The organism is Urbifossiella limnaea (assembly GCF_007747215.1).
GTDB lineage: Bacteria > Planctomycetota > Planctomycetia > Gemmatales > Gemmataceae > Urbifossiella > Urbifossiella limnaea.
Genome location: NZ_CP036273.1, coordinates 2,220,688 through 2,235,440, shown reverse-complemented (window position 1 = coordinate 2,235,440; position 14,753 = coordinate 2,220,688). Strand labels below are relative to the sequence as shown.

The following is a 14,753-nucleotide window of genomic DNA, read 5'->3' as shown; positions in this document are numbered from 1 at the left end:
CTCAATTCGTCGGGGTTACGCGGCCTTCGCCGCACTCGCGGCGGCGCCGATCTCCAGGATCGGCCGGTGCGCCGCGCCGTGCTCCAGGTCGTCGAGCGCGCGGTTCACGTCGGCCAGGCCGTAACCACCGGTCATCAGCGGCTCGAGGTCGAGCCGGCCGGCGGCCAGCAGCTTGCAGTAGCGCGGGTAGTCGCGGTCGGGCACGTTGTCGCCGCCCCAGGTGCCGAACAGCCGCTTCCCCTGGTTCAGCTCGCGCGGGTCGAGGTCGAGCGTGCTGCCGAAGCGGGCGTTGCCGACGACCACCGCCGTGCCGCCCTGCGACCGCACGCACGCCATCGCCTGCCGCATCACCGCGGGAACGCCAGTGGCCTCGATGGCGAAATCGACACCGCCCTTGCACAGCTTGAGGATTTCCGCCACCGCGTCGCTCGTCTTGCCGTTGATCGTGTGTGACGCCCCGAGCCGCTTCGCCAGGGTCAGCTTGTCGGGGTTCACGTCCACGGCGATGACCGGCGTACACCCGGACAGCGTCGCCGCGGCTACGGCGCAGCAGCCGATGCCACCAGCGCCGAAGACGACGACGCTCTGCCCCGGCCGCGGCTGGGCGGTGTTGAACACGACGCCGGCCCCGGTGGGCACGGCACAGCCGACTAGCGCCGCCAGCCGCAGCGACATCCCCTCGGGCACGACGGTCAGCCGGTTCTCGCTGATGACGGAGTACGTGGCGAAGGTGGTGATGCCGCCGGCGTTCACCTTGCGGCCAGCCCAGTCGTACACGCAACCAGGCACGTCGAGGCCCGAGCCCTTGATCCACGACAGGATGGCGCGGTCGCCGGGCTTCACCTTGGTGACGCCGGCGCCGCACTCGCGGACGATGCCGCTTCCCTCGTGGCCGAGGCAGTGCGGCAGGAATTTGTCCTCGCCGCGGTGGCCGCGGGCCTCGCCGACCTGGGTGTGGCACACGCCACTGTACGCCACCTCGACGAGCACCTGACCCGGCTTGAGCGCCGGCACGTCGAGGTCGGCGAGTTCCAGCGGGCGGGCGAGTTCGACGAGAACGGCGGCGGTCGTCTTCATGCGGCCTCGCGGTGTGCGCAAATCGGGGAGAGCGCGGGTAGTACCACGGACGCCGGACCGCGGGCAACCCCAACCCCGTCGCCGCGCGGGCCGGCGGCGGGTATGACACTCGCATTCCCTCCCATCGGACCGCCGCCATGACCCCCGTCGCCGACGCCACCCTCGTCGCCCTGCGGAAGTACGACACGCCGACCGTGTGCAACGTGATCGAGCTGCTGGAGGTCCGCCCGCGCACGGCCGGGTACACCGACGCCCGCATCCGCGCGTATTACCCCACGCTGCCGCCTATGGTCGGGTTCGCGTCCACGGCCACGTTCCGCGCCGCGGCCCCACCCCGCGGCGGCGACACCTACATGGGCCTGTCGCGCCAGGTCGAACTGTTGGAGAAGACGCCCGGCCCCAAAGTGGTCGTGTTTCAGGACCTGGACGACCCGCCCGTCGCGGCGACGTTCGGCGAGATCATGGCGACGACGTACCAGGCGTTCGGGTGCGTGGGGCTGGTGTCGAGCGGCGGCGGCCGCGACATCGACCAGATCGAGCCGCTGAAGTTCCCGTGCTTCACCGGCTGCACGATCCCGTCGCACGGCTACACCCAGATCGTGGACCTGGGCGTGCCGGTGCGCGTCGGCGGCGTGTGGATTCACCCCGGCGACCTGCTCCACGGCGACCGCAACGGCATCACGACGATCCCGGTCGAACTGGCGGACCTGGTGGCCGAGGGGTGCGCCGGCTTCATGGACGCCGAGAAGGTGATGCTCGACTACCTGCGGGCGGGGTCCGTGACGAGCGCGGGCTTCAACACGGCACGCGACGAGGCGAAGCGGCAGATGAACGACATGGGTGTGCGGCTGCGGGCACGGATGAAGGCGTGATCGACTTCGCCGCTCGCGGCGTAGCACCGCGGTGCTACGCCGCGAGCGGCGAAGTCTCATCAGTTCTGGAACAGCACCGCCATCGGGTCGCCGCCGTTGACCTTGTTCGGGCGGTTCTGCGGGTCGCGGATTTCGCTGTCGGGCGCCACGCCGAGAGCCTGGTAGATCGTCGCCCCTACGTCGAACGGGGTGTACGCCGTGCTCGTCGGGAACGCCCCCGTCTTGTCCGAGCGGCCGATCACGCGGCCGCCCACGACGCCGGCCCCGGCGAACAGGCCCGAGTACACCGACGCCCAGTGGTCGCGGCCGGGGATCGACTCACCCGGCAGCGTGCTCACCTTCGGCGTCCGCCCGAACTCGCCGAGGCACGCCACGAACGTGCGGTCGAGCAGGCCCGAGCCTTCGAGGTCATCCACGAGCGCCGTCAGTGCCCGGTCGAGCCACGGCAGCAGGCGCGACTTCAGGCGGCCCCAGTTGTCGACGTGGGTGTCCCAGTTCTGCACGATGCCCATGTTCGCCTGCACCACCGGCACCCCGGCCTGCACCAGCCGGCGGGCCAGCAGCAGCGACTGGCCGAACATTGTCCGCCCGTATCGGTCGCGGACGCGCTCCGGCTCGCGGTCCAGGCGGAAGGCGCCTGCCACGCGGTCGGAGGTCAGCATCTCAAACGCCCGCCGCTGGTGGTCGCGGAACGTCGGGTCGCCGGTGCCGCCGGACTCGATCTGCTCCAGCAGCGAGCGGCGCCCCTCGACGCGGTCCGGGTCCAGCCCCGCGGCGGGTGTGAAGGCGTCCATGCGGAACGTCGGCCGGCTCGGGTCTTGCGTCACGAGCATTGGGTCGTGCGTCGGGCCGAGGAAGCCGGCGTGCTGGCCGGGCCACGTCAGCGGCCCCTCGATGAGCGAGTGCGGCAGGGTGACGCCGTTCGGGACGCCGTCGTGTCGGGGGCGAATCTGGTTCAGCGCCGCGGCGTAGCACGGCCAGTCGCGGCGCGACAGGATGTTGTCCAGGTCGCTGCCGCGCTGGTTCGGCATGGTCGCGCCGGTGAGCAGCCGGTGGGTGCCGGGGAGGTGGCCGTTCTCGCGGTGCGACAGCGACCGGACGAGCGCGAACTGCCGCATCCGCGACGCCAGCAGCGGCAGGTGCTCGCAGAACCGCAGGCCCGGCACGGTGGTGGCGATGGTGCCGAACTCGCCGCGGACTTCGGCGGGCGCGTCCGGCTTCGGGTCGAGGCTGTCGAGGTGGCTGAGGCCGCCGGTCAGGTTGACGAGGATGACGGAGTTGCCACGCGCGGCGGAAGCAGCGGCCGTGTTCGGGATGCCGAGGGCGACGGCACCAGCCCCGAGGCGGAGGAAGTCTCGACGGGTGGCCGCGGTGGGCATGAATCGGACCCGGAACGGGTGTGTGGTAGGACCGTTATCATACCACACGCCCCAGCCCGGGGGCCATCCGAAACCACCTCAACCCGCACCCATACCGCGACCGATACAGCAGGTGCGGGACGTTGACGTACCGCCGCCGGGGGATAGAATTCACTCGCCGTCAGGGACCGGACGGCCTCGTAGCCAAGTGGTAAGGCAACGGTTTGCAAAACCGTCATTCCCCGGTTCGAATCCGGGCGAGGCCTCTTTCTCAGGAACACTCAATCGCCCCCGATTGCTCTCTAACCCCTGTTGCCGCAGGGGTTTTTTCGTGCCACCCCCCTCCCCTCCCCCGGTGTTGGTTTCTTCGATCACCCTCAGAAAGCCCCGCCCGCTTCCGATGGCTGCTGCTCCCGTTGCTGCTCCCGTGCTGCTCCCGGAGTCCGTCCCAGTGTGCCGGAGGACAGCCGGTTCGCGGTCGGTGGCGGTCCCACCGGGGAGCCGATCCACCACCGCGCCGAGATCGTGCAAGCGGGTCCGGCCGTAGCGGGCGGTAGTCAGCCGGGGGTCGGAGTGCCGCGCCAGCGTCATGGCTTGCTTCAGGTCGGCACCGGACCGGAGAACGTCCGAGATGTAGCAGTTCCGGAGCGCATGAAAGTCCCGCGTTTCGACACCTTCCGGCCCGTCCACGTCGCACGGCACCCCGGCGGCGGTCAGGTCCACCCGGAGCATGTCCGCCGCCTTCACAGGCCACGCCCCGGGCCAGACGGGTTCTTTCCCCGGGCGGCCAGGGAGGTAGTGGCGCAGGTCGGCGGCCAGGGACGCGGCGAGGGGTTGAACCGCCACCTTCCGGTTCTTGGAGAACTCCGGCGGGAGGATCAGCGCCGGCGGCGTCGCGTCGAGGTCGAACATGTCCGGGGTCACGGCAGCGAGTTCGGCGGCGCGGAACCCGGTCCCGAGCGCGGTCCGGTACAGCATCACCCGGTCGGCGCCGGCCAGCCCGCTGACGGTCGCGGCGCTCGACCCGGCGGCGGCGAGGATCGCGACCACCTCCGCCGGGGAGAACTCGCCCCGCCGGCGGCGCTGGTCGAGGCGGGCGTTCATCGCCTTCAGCCGGCGGAACGGGTTCCCGTCGGTCCGCCCGTTGTCCGCCAGCCACCGGGCGAACTGGTGGGCTGCTTGCAGGTAGTGGTTCGAAGTCTGGACGGAAGCGCCGTGGTCGCGCAGCCGGCGGAGTTCCTCGACGGTCGCCCGGGGGAACCGGCGGGCCTTCCCGTTCCCGGTCCCGGTGAGCCCGTGCCGGCGGACCAGGATGGAGACGGTTTGCCGGGTCACGCCCCCGAGCAGTCGCCCCACCTCCGCGCCGGTGAACGTCTCGACCCCGGCCGGGATCGGCGGAAGGTCGGGGCGGGCGGACCGGAGCCCGGCGAGGTACGTTTCGAGCCGGTCGGCGGACATGTCTCCGGGGAACACCCACCCACACCCCTCGACAACGGCGCGCATCCGACCCGCCTTCAACCCGAGATAGGTTTCGTCGCGGCCGTTCGCCCGCAGACTGTCGAGCCAGTCGGAGACGTGCGCGGTCAGCGGGCGCTTCCGGTGCGGTCCGGTCCGGTCGATCACCCCGGCCTTCTCGTTCTCGATCCGCTTCAACAGGTCCGCCAGCATCAGCGCGGCGGCGTCCCGGTTGGGGGAGAACCGGACGCGCTTGCGGGTGCCGTCCGCGAACCGCACGTCGGCGGCCCACTTCGCGGCCGGCTTCAGGTAGGCGGCGCCGTCCGCGCTCAGCGGGTACAGCGCCGCCCTCCCCCTCTCGGGTATCCGGGCGTGCGGCCGGCCGCCCTTGCGGACGATCTCGGCCCCGGGCGGGAGCGGGTAAGGACGGGTGGGCTTGAACAGGGTTGCCATCGGACGGGCCTTTCTGAGAACGGCCGGCCGGCGGGTGCGGTTCTCAGGTCGCATCCCGCCGGCACGGCTAAAGGCAAGAGGAGTATACCCGGCGGCCACGGCGGCGCGCCAGCTCGGTAGTTGCGCGGTCACCCCGCGGGCGCGTCGTTCAACGTCACGACCAGCCCGCACCCGGGGCGGAGTTCGACGGACACCAGCCCGGCCCGCTCGAGGGCGCGCACCCCGCGGCGGGCGGCGTCCGCCGACAGCCGCGGGCCGGCCAGTCGGGCGAGCGTCACCCGCACCGTCCGCCGGTTCACGCACCCGGCCTCCCGCCAGAGCACCAGCCCGACCGCCAGCGCCTTCCCCGGCAGCGCGGCGGCCGTCGTCACCCACGCCCATGGGATCGGGCCGCGGAGGAACGGCTCCCCCGGGCGGTGCCGGGGCGGGCGCGTCGGCGTCGGGTCGGGTTCCCCCGGCGGGTGGATGCGGGCCGGATCGAACGGGTCACCACCCATCGGCCGCGCCCTCCCAGGGGTGAATACCACCAGACACAGAAACAAGACTGGGCGGGTGTAGCGCCGGCGCGGGGGGTGGGGTGGCGTCGGCGCCAGGGGTGGCGAAGTCGTCCGCGGCCTCGAGCTCGGCCAGGATGCCGGAAACGGTCCGCCACATGCGCTCGCCCCGCGGATCGGTGAACCGATCCGGGTGGCGGACGATCTTCGCGTCGGTCCCGAGCGGGAATCCGGGCAGCACCAGCTCCGACGCCTCCCGCATCGCGGTCCGCATCCGGTCCGTCTCCGCCTCGATCCCGTCGGCGGCGGCCTCGACCAGAAATGCGTCGTGGACCGGGCAGCACACACCGACGCCGCGCTCGGTGGCGAGGCAGGCGGCCAGCCGCATCATTTCCGCCCCGCTCGCCTGCATCGGCCAGTTCCGCAGGCTCCGCGGGTTCGCGTCCGCACCGACCCGGATCGACCACCCGAACGCGGTCCGCAGCCGGCCGGTGAGGATCGCCCGCTCCTCGACTGTGTCCGACCAGTCCCAGAACCGGCGGAAGGCGCGGCGGTGCATGTCGAGGAGCTCCCGCCCCCGGAGCGGGGGCTCCCCGAGCTTCCTCGCCAGCCCGTCCGCCCCGAGCCCGTACAGCACCCCGAGCGCGACCACCTTGAACCGGTCGCGCTCCCGCCCGTGGGTGCGCTTGGTAGCCATCGCCGGGACCGCGCCGGCCATCTTCGCGAACGTCAGGTAGAAGTCCCCCGACGTATAGGCCTCCATCATCCCCGGGTCACGCGACAGCGCGGCGGCGATGGCCAGCTCCTGCTGCGACCAGTCCACGTACGCGACCGCCCGACCCGGCGCGGGCCGGATCAGCGCCCGGAGCCACACCGACGGGCCGAACACGAACGCGGAGTTCGACGGCTGGTTCCGCCCGGTCCGCGACCGGAACGCGGACAGGAGGCACCGGTTCCGCCCGTCCGGCCCGACCGCCAGTTCGTGGAGCCGCATCATCCCGAGCGTGTGCCGCAGCTCCCGCATCGGCCCCAGCCGGTCCGGGTAGGCCTTCGCCATCTCCCGGAACGTGTCGTCGTCCAGGGCGAGGGCGCCGCTCGGCAGCCGGGGCCACGGGATGCCGGCGCGGGTGAGGTACTCCCCCCAACGGGCGGCTGAGAACGTCAGCGGCCCGGCGTAGGTGGTCGGCACGCCCGCCGGCCCGACCAGCCCGGCGGCCCGGCGGAGTGTCGCGGGGTCGTGCCGCGGCGGCGTCACCGGGTCGGGTTCGGCCAGCACCTCCCAGAGCTTCGGCCCGTAGTCGTCGTCCACCCCGTCCGGGTCGTACCCGCCCCCGATTCCCAGGTCGGGGTACATCCCGGCCAGTTCCCGCGCCGACACGTCGAACCCGGGAACGTCCAGGTAGTCTTTGCCCCCGTCAATCAGCTTCCCCACCCGCGCCTCGGTGAGCCCGGTGGATTGCCGGGCGGCGCGGACCGCCTCGAGCCGGGGGGCGGCCGCGGCCTTCTCGACCCGGTGGACGTACTCGGCGGCCTCCGCCAGTTCGGTGGGGTCGAGCTCCCACTCCCTGGCAGCGGCGAGGACCGCGCCGCCGAACCGGGTCGCGGGGTCGAGCGGCCGGCGGCCGGCGGGGACGTAGACCCCGTAGTCGCGGTCCACCGCCCGCACCAGCCGGGCCTTGATCGCGTCCCACCGCCCCCGCAGCCCGGCGAGGGCGGCGGCGTCGATCGGCACCCCGGCCCACTCCATCCGGGCGGCGGCGGCCATGTAGCGGCCGCGGAGCAGCGCCCGGGGGAGGTCGAGCCCCCGGGCCATCCGCGGGAGCAGCCGGGCGAGTGCGTCGGCGTCGGACGCGCAGTAGTCGAGGAGCGCGGCCCGCTCGGTGGCGGTGTGCCCGCCCGGTCGCATGGCGAGTTCCCGCATCCCGTCCTTCTCCGCCCCGTCGAGCGCGTCGAGCCCGAAGAACGCCAGCGCCCCGAGCAGCCCGCTCCCGTGGGTCGGCGGGCGGCCGTTCGTCAGGTTCCGGAACTCCGCGAACAGGTCGAGCACCCGGGCCGGGAGCGGCCACCCCAGGGCGAGGTGACACCCGAGCTCGGCGCTGGCGTAGTACGCCACGAACAGCGCCCCCGGGTCGGTCGGGTACGGCGAGACGGCGGGCGGGTCGTCGGTGAGCCAGTGGCGGACCGCCCGCCCGGTCCGGAGCTCCCGGGCGCAGACGCACAGCGGCTCCGGGCGGTGGCCGGCGGGGGCGCGGAACTCGAAGTCCGCGCACCACACCTCCCGGTAACAGGCGAGCACCTCCACGGTCAGCGCTCCCCGCGGAGGCGCTGGAGGATCGGGTGGTCGAGGGTCGTCACCACCCGGTCGCGGAACGCCAGCCGGAGGAGTTCCGGGAGCGGCAGCTCCGGCCACGCCGGCTCGTCGGTGAGGTGCGCGCTCACCTTGATCCGGTGCCGCCGCTGCGCCTGATCCCAGAACAGCTTCACCCACTTCGATTCCGCGGCCTTCGCGGCCTCGAGCGGGATGCTCACCCAGTCGGGCGACTTGCCGTCCGGCCCGGGGAGCCGACAGCCCCACAGGAACACTAGCCCCTGCCGGCTGGCGCAGGTGAAGACGTGCCGCCGGCCGAACGTCGGCTCGTCGGCCAGGTGGGGCCAGAGGCTCCGGTCCACCCAGTAGGATTCGGCGTCGTCGTCCTTCAGCTCGATCAGCCCGCCGACGCACCGGTAGGCGGGGTCCGGGTGGACCCGGAAGAACGTCTCCTTCGACGGCTTGCGGTAGGGGACGGTGACGAGCAGCTCCCGCACGCCCAGGTCGGCGTCGTCGTCCGCCGGCAGGCGGAGCCGGCCCACGTCGAACGGGTCCGGGCCGGGGGTGGCGTCGAACGGGGCGGCGGTCGTGCCGTTCGCGGTCGAGGGGGTCAACGGGTCGCGGATCACGTGACACCTCGTAAGGTTGGGAACTCGGTTCGGTCTGGGTCTTGAGGGCCCGCCGCAGCCCGCGCCGGGGGCGGACGCAACGGCAGACTGCGGAGGCTACTTCCGGGTGAGCAACGACTCCCAGAGCGGGGTCCACTGGTCACGGGGCGGGCAGCCGCGCCGGCACCACGCGGCGAGCTCGGCGGCGCCCCAGAGGACCGCGCCGGCGATTTTTGTCGGACGGGGGTTCAGTCCGGCGGCGTTCCACCGGTCCCATGTCGCTACGCCGACGGCGCAGAGCCGGGCGGCCTGCTTTCGGCGGACTAACAGCCGGGCCGTCCGCCGGCGACGGGGCGAACCGGGGGCGGGCGTCCCCGCGATAGGGGAGGAAGGGGTCATCCGTCACGTGTCCTGACCGGGACCGCTCGGGTGGGTGGCCGGGGGCCGAGCGGCGGGCGCCCCGGGGCCGTCCGGGGGCGCCTCGGCCCCCGAACACCCTCACGGCGCTACACCGTGCGTTCCGCGCGCTACTTCGGGCGTAGCGCGGTGATCTGCCGACCGTTCAGAGTTCCCAGGTGATGGGCTGCCCGGGGCGGTAGCAGGGGGATGCCCCGCAGGTGAGGCGGGGCGGGGAAAGGTGCGTGGCGAAGGCCTTGTCGTCGTCGCCGATCTCGGTCACTACGCGGCGGATGGCGTTGCCGACGGCCTTGCGGAGGCGATCACGGTCGTCGCACGCCCGCCGGACTCGGCCGCCGAGCGCACCGGCCGTGACCAGCTCCCCGGCGAGCGCCTCCAACTCGTGCTGGGCCTTCTCCAGGCGGCCGGAATCGTTGTTGCGCCGGGCCTCGTCCCGCTCGCCGGCCAGCTCCTCGTACCGCTCGCGGTGACAGTCCCGGTAGGCCCGCCGGGCCTCGTCGTCGAGGACCTCGCCGGCGTCCCCCAAACCGATCCGGCCGGCCTCTCCGGACTCCAGGCAGACGAGCTCGGCGGCCGGGATCGGCACGTCCGGCCGCGACAGGAGGTGGTGCAGGTAGGTCGCCCCGACGGACCGGAGTACGACGAACCGGCGGCCGCCCGCAAACCGAGCCTCCCACGCGCGGCCCGACCGGCGGAACATGTTCTCCCCGGCCGGGGGTTCTGGGGCCGGTGCAACCCGATCGCTCCCCGCCTGGGTCGCATCGCAGACCAACCGGACCAAGCAACTCGGCGGCAGCTCGCCGCGCCGGAGCGCGGCCGCGTGGCGGGCGGTTTCGGCGTCCACGACCCGGGTCACCTCGCGGGCGTGGTCGCGGTACAGCTCGAGCACCCCGACCGCGGCCGCGTCCGGCTTGGCGCCCAAGTACCGCAGCGACCGGGCCGCCTCACCGTACCGGCCGAAGAACCCGACCGGGGTCTCGGTCTCCACCCGGGTGGCCGTCTGGACGTACACCGACAACATCGTCCGCGGCGCGGCCCCGGCCCGCTCACCGGTCACCAGCGGCACCCGGTAGCCGTCCTCGGGGTCGAACGCCTCCGCCCCGGCCGCGAGGACCGCGAACCGGCGGTCCACGCACTGCGAGCAGACCCCGCAGTGCGGCTTCCCCGCCCGCTGCCGGCGCGGGAACGAGCAGCTCACCGTGTGGCGGATCGTCTCCCCGCACCCGGCCGCCAGGATCTCCCGGACGACGCCCGTCTTCGTGAACGTCTGGAACGGATTCTCGACGGTGAACGACCGCCCGATCAGCCGGGTGAAGAACCGGGTGAGCCCGGCGATGACCCGCGGGTGCGTGCTCCGGCTGGCCCGCGCCCCGACCACCGACCCGGCGAGCGGAAAGTTGTGGCTGGTGATGCCGTTCTCGTAGAACCGCAGCCGGTCCCGGCCGAGCGCCGCGGCGAACGCCGCGCCGAGGGAAGCGTATAGGAACGTCCGGGACCGCTGGGTCGATTCCCGCCCGAGCCCGCGGCGGATGTTCACTCGCACCGGCAGCAGGAGCGGGCGATGAGCGGCCCGGGCGGAGAGCAGCCGGATCAGTTCCGCCTGCCGGGGGGCGACCGCCCCGGACGGCCGGTGCCCGACGAGGGCGACCGACTTCCGTTCCGCCACCACCTCCCGCACCGCCCCGGCGACGGAGTCCAGCCCGCCGGAGAATAGCACCACCTCATCCGGCTCGCGGTCGGCCCCCGGACCGGTGAACACCATGTACCGCTGCGCTGCCGGCGGGTCGGAGTAGTGCTCGAACTCGAACTCGTAGGTGTCCTCGGACATGAACGACAGAACCGCCTCCAGGTCCTGCCGCACGGCCGGCTGCCCCCAGAGGTCGGGTTTGCGGACCGGGACCCGGAAGCACAACCGGCGGCGCCAGTTCGGCCCGAACCGCACGTCGGCCGGGCTCCCCCGGCCGACCATCCGGTCGGCCGCGTAGACGTAGGTCGCCACGTCGATCAGGTCGAGGACCTCCGGCGCCGGGTCGCGGTACAGCCGGGACCGGATGTCGTCGGGGACGTACCGGACGTTCCACCCCTCCCCCCACATCCGCAGGCGGAGGGGGCAGGGGTCGGTAAAGGTGAATTGCCCGCGGGCCTGCCCGCACCGGATCGCACGCTCAGTGGCCATCGACCGTCCCCCCTTCCCGGAGCAGGGTGACGACCTTCTCCATCGCCCGCTGGGCGAACCCGGCGGCGCTCGGCCGGTCCACTTCCCCGCGGACCCACTTGGCCCTCGACCGCCACTTGCCGGCGAAGTGCTCGACGACGTGCGCGCAGTCCCAGCAGTGCGTTTCCAGCGCCCGGGTGAACTCTCGCTCCTGGGCCAGCGTGGTGAACCGCCGGCCAGCCCCGACCTCGGCCGGCGTGGCCCGGCTGACGAACGAGTCGAGGCACTTGAACACGAGCCGGGCGAAGAACGTGCGGACGAACGCGCCGAACTTCTTGACCGTGGCGAGCCCGGCGACCGCCTTCTGGACTTCCGGCGGGGCCGCCCCGAAGAATCCCGCGGTCTTCACGCCCACGGTCGCGGCGACGGCCTCGGCGGCGGCCGTCTGGGCGATCTCGGTCACGTCGGTCCGGCCGCGGTTGTTCGGGAACCGGTCGTCCATCGCGTCGGAGACGGCGACAACTACGTCCATCAGTCCGGGCGCGTCCGGGACGCGCATGCCGCAGTCCCGCAGGGCGGCCGCGAAGTCGTCCTCCCGGGCGGCGGGCGGGAGTTGGGCGAGGAGCCAGGCGGCCTCGGCCACCCCCTCGTCCCGGGTCGCGGCGGCCAGCGCGTCGGCGGCGGCCCGGATGACGGCCCGCGCGACCTGGGCCGCGTCGGCCCCGGCCTGAATCAACCTCACCACACGGACCCAGTCCCGCGTTCTCGGGAGGGTCGGAATCTGCGTCGTCCCCATGCCGGTGCCCCGTGAGCGGAAAAATACCGCGTCCACGGTAGCGCCGGCGGTCAGAGGCCGTCGAGGTCGGTAGGGAGCAAATGAACAGCATTGAGGAGTGTTGAGCGACCCGCGGGACGTGTTTGAGCTCAGGGTCGGTCGTTACCGTCGTCGGCTCGACCGCAGGGGAGTGCCGGGACGGCGGCCGGCGGGTCCGGGGGGCTGGCGAGCAGGGCGAGGCGCTTGCGGACGGCCTTCGTGTGGGCGTCGTGGTCGGGCAGGCCGTCGTACTCGTCGAGGGCTTCGTCGCGGTCGCGGAGCCGCTCCCGCTCGGCCTCGACCACGGCCCGCACGATCTCGTCCGGGTCGGTCGGCCCGGCCGGCACCAGCGGGATCGGCCCGGCCAGCTTCAGCACGGCCAGCGCCACGTCCACCCGGTCGGCGGTGTCGGCGTCCTGGAGCGCGTCGGCCAGGGCGTCGATGGCCTGCGGGAGGAGCGCCCGGAGCCGGTCGGCCGACGCGCCCCAGACGGCGGCCCGGCGGTCCGCCAGCGCCGCCCGGAACTCCGGCGAGTACAGCCGCCACCGGGTGACGGTGACGCGGTTCAGCCCGACCGCGGCGGCCGTCTCGGTGTCGTTCTTCCCGGCGGCGAGCAGATCGACGGCGGACTGCTGGGCCAGGCTCAGTTCGGCCCGAGGGGCGGTGGGCTTCATCCGTCGTCTCCGGTGGGCGAGTAGCCCGGCGTAACCGGGCGTTCACCCAATCGTACCCGCCGGAGTTGCCCGGACGAGTCGGCTGCATGCCGCAGAGCGGCGGCGGGCGCCGTCGAGGCACTTCAGGTGGCCACGTTCACCTGCTGCTGCGCCACGTTCATCTGCCCGCCTTTCTTCACGATCACGGGGCCGGTGTGCCGTCGCATGTCGCACAGGGCGCGGAGCGTCCGCAGGAAGATGCGGTTGTACCGGTCCATCATCGCGGCGGCCTGGTCGAGGGCGTCGGCGTCGCTCTGCCGCGGCGGACCCCACCTCCCCTCCTCCTTGTGGCGCCGGTCGTTGGTACAGCTCTCCAGGTTGGTGCGGATCGTCAACACCCGCAGCCACGAAAGGTAACCCTCCTGCGCCTGCGCCATGGTGTCGAGGAGTTGGCGCTCGACGCCGTTACGGGGCTGCCACTCGGCCGACAGTTCCTCCCGCAGCGCCAGGAACTGTGCCCGCTGCCAGGCGCCGTCGTTGGCCGTCTCGACGGCCTGGGCGGCCCGGTGGCCGGTCCGGAGTTCGTCCAGCGCGGCTCGCTTGATCTCGTCCCACCGGGCCGTCGCGCGGTCAGGGTCGGTCCGGGCGATACCGTGCAGGTCGAACCAGCTGACCTGATCGGGCGGCGCGTTCAGTACTCGCTCGACATCGCCCTCCGGCGATTCGGCGGCACGTCGAATGGCGTCCTCGCGCGACAGGGAGAAGTGCTTCTCGTAGAGCCGGACCATCTCGCCGAACGACCGGGCCAGCTCCCCGGCGATGACGCCAGCCTCGCTGGGTGCCGCAGGTGTGGTTGCGATCTCGCTCATCTCGACACCTCCCGCACGCCGGCCACCAGTTTCCGCCACTGTTGCCATCCTTCGGCCAGTGCCTGGCGCTCCCGCAGACGGGCCTCGCACGCGGCCCCCACCGACGCCAGGTCGGCGCGTCGGACGTATCGCTTTCGTAGCCGGCCGCCCTCGCGCCAGAAGCGATAAAAGGCGAGGTGGCGCTGCCCGTGAGCGCAGCGGCACCGCGGTTTCCCGCAACGCACCCGCTGGGCGCAGACCACGCCCGGCAGCGTCTTGGGTAACGGTTCCTGGGTTTTGTTTATGCGCTTGCTCACGACAATGCCCATTCGGGGTAGACGAAGGTTTGGGACCACAAAGCGTGTCACACCCCGGCGGCCGCACCTGCGACGTTGACCTGCTTCCGGGCGATGTTGAGCTGCACCGTCACGTTCAGCTTGCGGACCTCAGCCAGCGCCTTCAGGGCCGACAGGTAGCGGCGGTGGGCGCGGTCGATGCACTTCTGGTAGTGGTCGGCCAGCGCGAGCGACATCGACTCCTTCCCGGCGTAGCTGATCTCGAGCTTGTGGACGTGGAACCAGCACAGGACCGCCCGGTCGGCCAGCAGCCGCTCGACGGCGGTGGAGTTCGCTCCGGCCAGTTCGGTCCGGAGTTGGGCCATCTTCGTGGCCGTCGCCTCCCGGGTGGCGAGGTGCTTCCCGCAGAAGGCATCGAGGAACCGGTCGGCGGCCTTTCGGGCGACATCGCCGCCGAGCACGTCCGCGATGCCCGGGAGGGCCAGCGACTCCCGCAAGGCAGGGAGAGCGGTCGCGTCCCCGCCTTCCGCCCGCTTGATGAGCGCCAGGAGCTTACTCGCCTCGGTGGTGGCTTGTTTCGTCGCCAGAGCTGCATCAGCCACGGCGTTTCCTCCACTGGCCCTTGTGATTGTGGTAGCCGGCCGCGAGCATCGCCGCGCGGAGGGCTATGTCTGCGGCCTCCGCCAAGGGGGCGACGGCCGCGTCCAAGGCGTCGAGCTCGGCGCGGGCACGCTCGACCGCGGCCCGCCCGGCGGCGCGTTCCGCTCGCTGCTCGGCCTCCAGCTGGGCGGCGACGGCAGCGACGGCGGCCGGGCCGTACTCCTTGACGACCCGCCCGCCGACCCGGCGGGCGGTGTAAAAGTGCTGCCGGCTCCCACGTCGTTCCCAGCCCATGCTGAATCATACCCGGTACGTGTGCAACACCGCGGCGCGTTCCCCGCTTCC

Annotated in this window: 14 protein-coding genes and 1 tRNA gene; 3 read left to right on the top strand and 12 right to left on the bottom strand. The window is 72.7% G+C overall.

All coding sequences use genetic code 11. The annotated features are described in order from the left end of the window. Positions 1-15 precede the first annotated feature (15 nt). Positions 16-1,077, bottom strand: a complete 1,062-nt coding sequence (locus tag ETAA1_RS08935) for a zinc-binding dehydrogenase (protein ID WP_145236535.1) — start codon at positions 1,075-1,077, stop codon at positions 16-18. A 137-nt stretch (positions 1,078-1,214) separates the two neighbouring features. On the opposite strand from ETAA1_RS08935, the gene ETAA1_RS08930 reads away from it, so the two are divergent. Continuing rightward, on the top strand, positions 1,215-1,949 hold the full coding sequence (locus ETAA1_RS08930) for an RraA family protein (RefSeq protein ID WP_145236532.1): 735 nt from the start codon (positions 1,215-1,217) through the stop codon (positions 1,947-1,949). Positions 1,950-2,008: 59 nt separating this feature from the next. Here the strand turns inward: ETAA1_RS08930 and ETAA1_RS08925 are convergent, their stop codons facing one another. Further along, positions 2,009-3,328, bottom strand: a complete 1,320-nt coding sequence (locus tag ETAA1_RS08925; protein WP_145236529.1) for a DUF1501 domain-containing protein — start codon at positions 3,326-3,328, stop codon at positions 2,009-2,011. A gap of 173 nt (positions 3,329-3,501) precedes the next feature. Between ETAA1_RS08925 and ETAA1_RS08920 the strand changes: the two genes are divergently transcribed. Both ETAA1_RS08920 and ETAA1_RS32820 read left to right on the top strand, forming a co-directional pair. Beyond that, a tRNA-Cys gene (locus ETAA1_RS08920) sits at positions 3,502-3,573 on the top strand. Between the two features lie 644 nt (positions 3,574-4,217). Then, the gene (locus ETAA1_RS32820) at positions 4,218-4,496 is read left to right on the top strand and encodes a hypothetical protein (RefSeq protein ID WP_238389398.1); all 279 of its coding nucleotides are present in this window, start codon (positions 4,218-4,220) and stop codon (positions 4,494-4,496) included. A gap of 847 nt (positions 4,497-5,343) precedes the next feature. On the opposite strand, the gene ETAA1_RS32815 is transcribed toward ETAA1_RS32820, so the two are convergent. From ETAA1_RS32815 to ETAA1_RS08870, 10 genes are all read right to left on the bottom strand, one after another. Next, positions 5,344-5,712 (bottom strand): hypothetical protein, encoded by a 369-nt coding sequence (locus ETAA1_RS32815; protein WP_145236526.1) that lies wholly within the window; start codon positions 5,710-5,712, stop codon positions 5,344-5,346. Next, positions 5,702-8,011 (bottom strand): DNA polymerase, encoded by a 2,310-nt coding sequence (locus ETAA1_RS31720; RefSeq protein ID WP_202920774.1) that lies wholly within the window; start codon positions 8,009-8,011, stop codon positions 5,702-5,704. Before ETAA1_RS31720 ends, ETAA1_RS32815 begins: the two co-directional genes overlap by 11 nt. Positions 8,012-8,013: 2 nt before the next feature. Continuing rightward, positions 8,014-8,646: a hypothetical protein gene (locus tag ETAA1_RS08900; protein WP_145236523.1), complete on the bottom strand. Its 633-nt coding sequence runs from the start codon at positions 8,644-8,646 to the stop codon at positions 8,014-8,016. Positions 8,647-9,187: 541 nt separating this feature from the next. Beyond that, entirely contained in the window at positions 9,188-11,218 is a 2,031-nt protein-coding gene (locus ETAA1_RS08895; protein ID WP_145236521.1) for an adenine nucleotide alpha hydrolase family protein, read from the bottom strand. Beyond that, entirely contained in the window at positions 11,208-11,993 is a 786-nt protein-coding gene (locus ETAA1_RS08890) for a hypothetical protein (RefSeq protein WP_145236518.1), read from the bottom strand. The genes ETAA1_RS08895 and ETAA1_RS08890 overlap by 11 nt, the downstream gene beginning before the upstream one ends. Positions 11,994-12,121: 128 nt before the next feature. Beyond that, positions 12,122-12,685, bottom strand: coding sequence for a hypothetical protein (locus ETAA1_RS08885; RefSeq protein ID WP_145236515.1), 564 nt, complete (start codon positions 12,683-12,685; stop codon positions 12,122-12,124). 122 nt (positions 12,686-12,807) lie between these two features. Beyond that, entirely contained in the window at positions 12,808-13,533 is a 726-nt protein-coding gene (locus tag ETAA1_RS08880) for a hypothetical protein (protein WP_145236512.1), read from the bottom strand. Further along, positions 13,530-13,841, bottom strand: a complete 312-nt coding sequence (locus ETAA1_RS33795) for a DUF6788 family protein (protein WP_390621237.1) — start codon at positions 13,839-13,841, stop codon at positions 13,530-13,532. Before ETAA1_RS33795 ends, ETAA1_RS08880 begins: the two co-directional genes overlap by 4 nt. Before the next feature lie 35 nt (positions 13,842-13,876). Then, the gene (locus ETAA1_RS08875) at positions 13,877-14,410 is read right to left on the bottom strand and encodes a hypothetical protein (RefSeq protein ID WP_145236509.1); all 534 of its coding nucleotides are present in this window, start codon (positions 14,408-14,410) and stop codon (positions 13,877-13,879) included. After that, positions 14,403-14,702 (bottom strand): hypothetical protein, encoded by a 300-nt coding sequence (locus tag ETAA1_RS08870; protein ID WP_145236506.1) that lies wholly within the window; start codon positions 14,700-14,702, stop codon positions 14,403-14,405. The genes ETAA1_RS08875 and ETAA1_RS08870 overlap by 8 nt, the downstream gene beginning before the upstream one ends. Positions 14,703-14,753: the final 51 nt, after the last annotated feature.

What these genes read in the sequence shown, in the direction of transcription:
- ETAA1_RS33795 (WP_390621237.1), bottom strand. Translation starts at nt 13,841, where the DNA reads ATGGGCATTGTCGTGAGCAAGCGCATAAACAAAACCCAGGAACCGTTA.
- ETAA1_RS32820 (WP_238389398.1), top strand. Translation starts at nt 4,218, where the DNA reads ATGTCCGGGGTCACGGCAGCGAGTTCGGCGGCGCGGAACCCGGTCCCG.
- ETAA1_RS08885 (WP_145236515.1), bottom strand. Translation starts at nt 12,685, where the DNA reads ATGAAGCCCACCGCCCCTCGGGCCGAACTGAGCCTGGCCCAGCAGTCC.
- ETAA1_RS08880 (WP_145236512.1), bottom strand. Translation starts at nt 13,533, where the DNA reads ATGAGCGAGATCGCAACCACACCTGCGGCACCCAGCGAGGCTGGCGTC.
- ETAA1_RS08930 (WP_145236532.1), top strand. Translation starts at nt 1,215, where the DNA reads ATGACCCCCGTCGCCGACGCCACCCTCGTCGCCCTGCGGAAGTACGAC.
- ETAA1_RS08890 (WP_145236518.1), bottom strand. Translation starts at nt 11,993, where the DNA reads ATGGGGACGACGCAGATTCCGACCCTCCCGAGAACGCGGGACTGGGTC.
- ETAA1_RS08925 (WP_145236529.1), bottom strand. Translation starts at nt 3,328, where the DNA reads ATGCCCACCGCGGCCACCCGTCGAGACTTCCTCCGCCTCGGGGCTGGT.
- ETAA1_RS08870 (WP_145236506.1), bottom strand. Translation starts at nt 14,702, where the DNA reads ATGGGCTGGGAACGACGTGGGAGCCGGCAGCACTTTTACACCGCCCGC.
- ETAA1_RS08935 (WP_145236535.1), bottom strand. Translation starts at nt 1,077, where the DNA reads ATGAAGACGACCGCCGCCGTTCTCGTCGAACTCGCCCGCCCGCTGGAA.
- ETAA1_RS08895 (WP_145236521.1), bottom strand. Translation starts at nt 11,218, where the DNA reads ATGGCCACTGAGCGTGCGATCCGGTGCGGGCAGGCCCGCGGGCAATTC.
- ETAA1_RS32815 (WP_145236526.1), bottom strand. Translation starts at nt 5,712, where the DNA reads ATGGGTGGTGACCCGTTCGATCCGGCCCGCATCCACCCGCCGGGGGAA.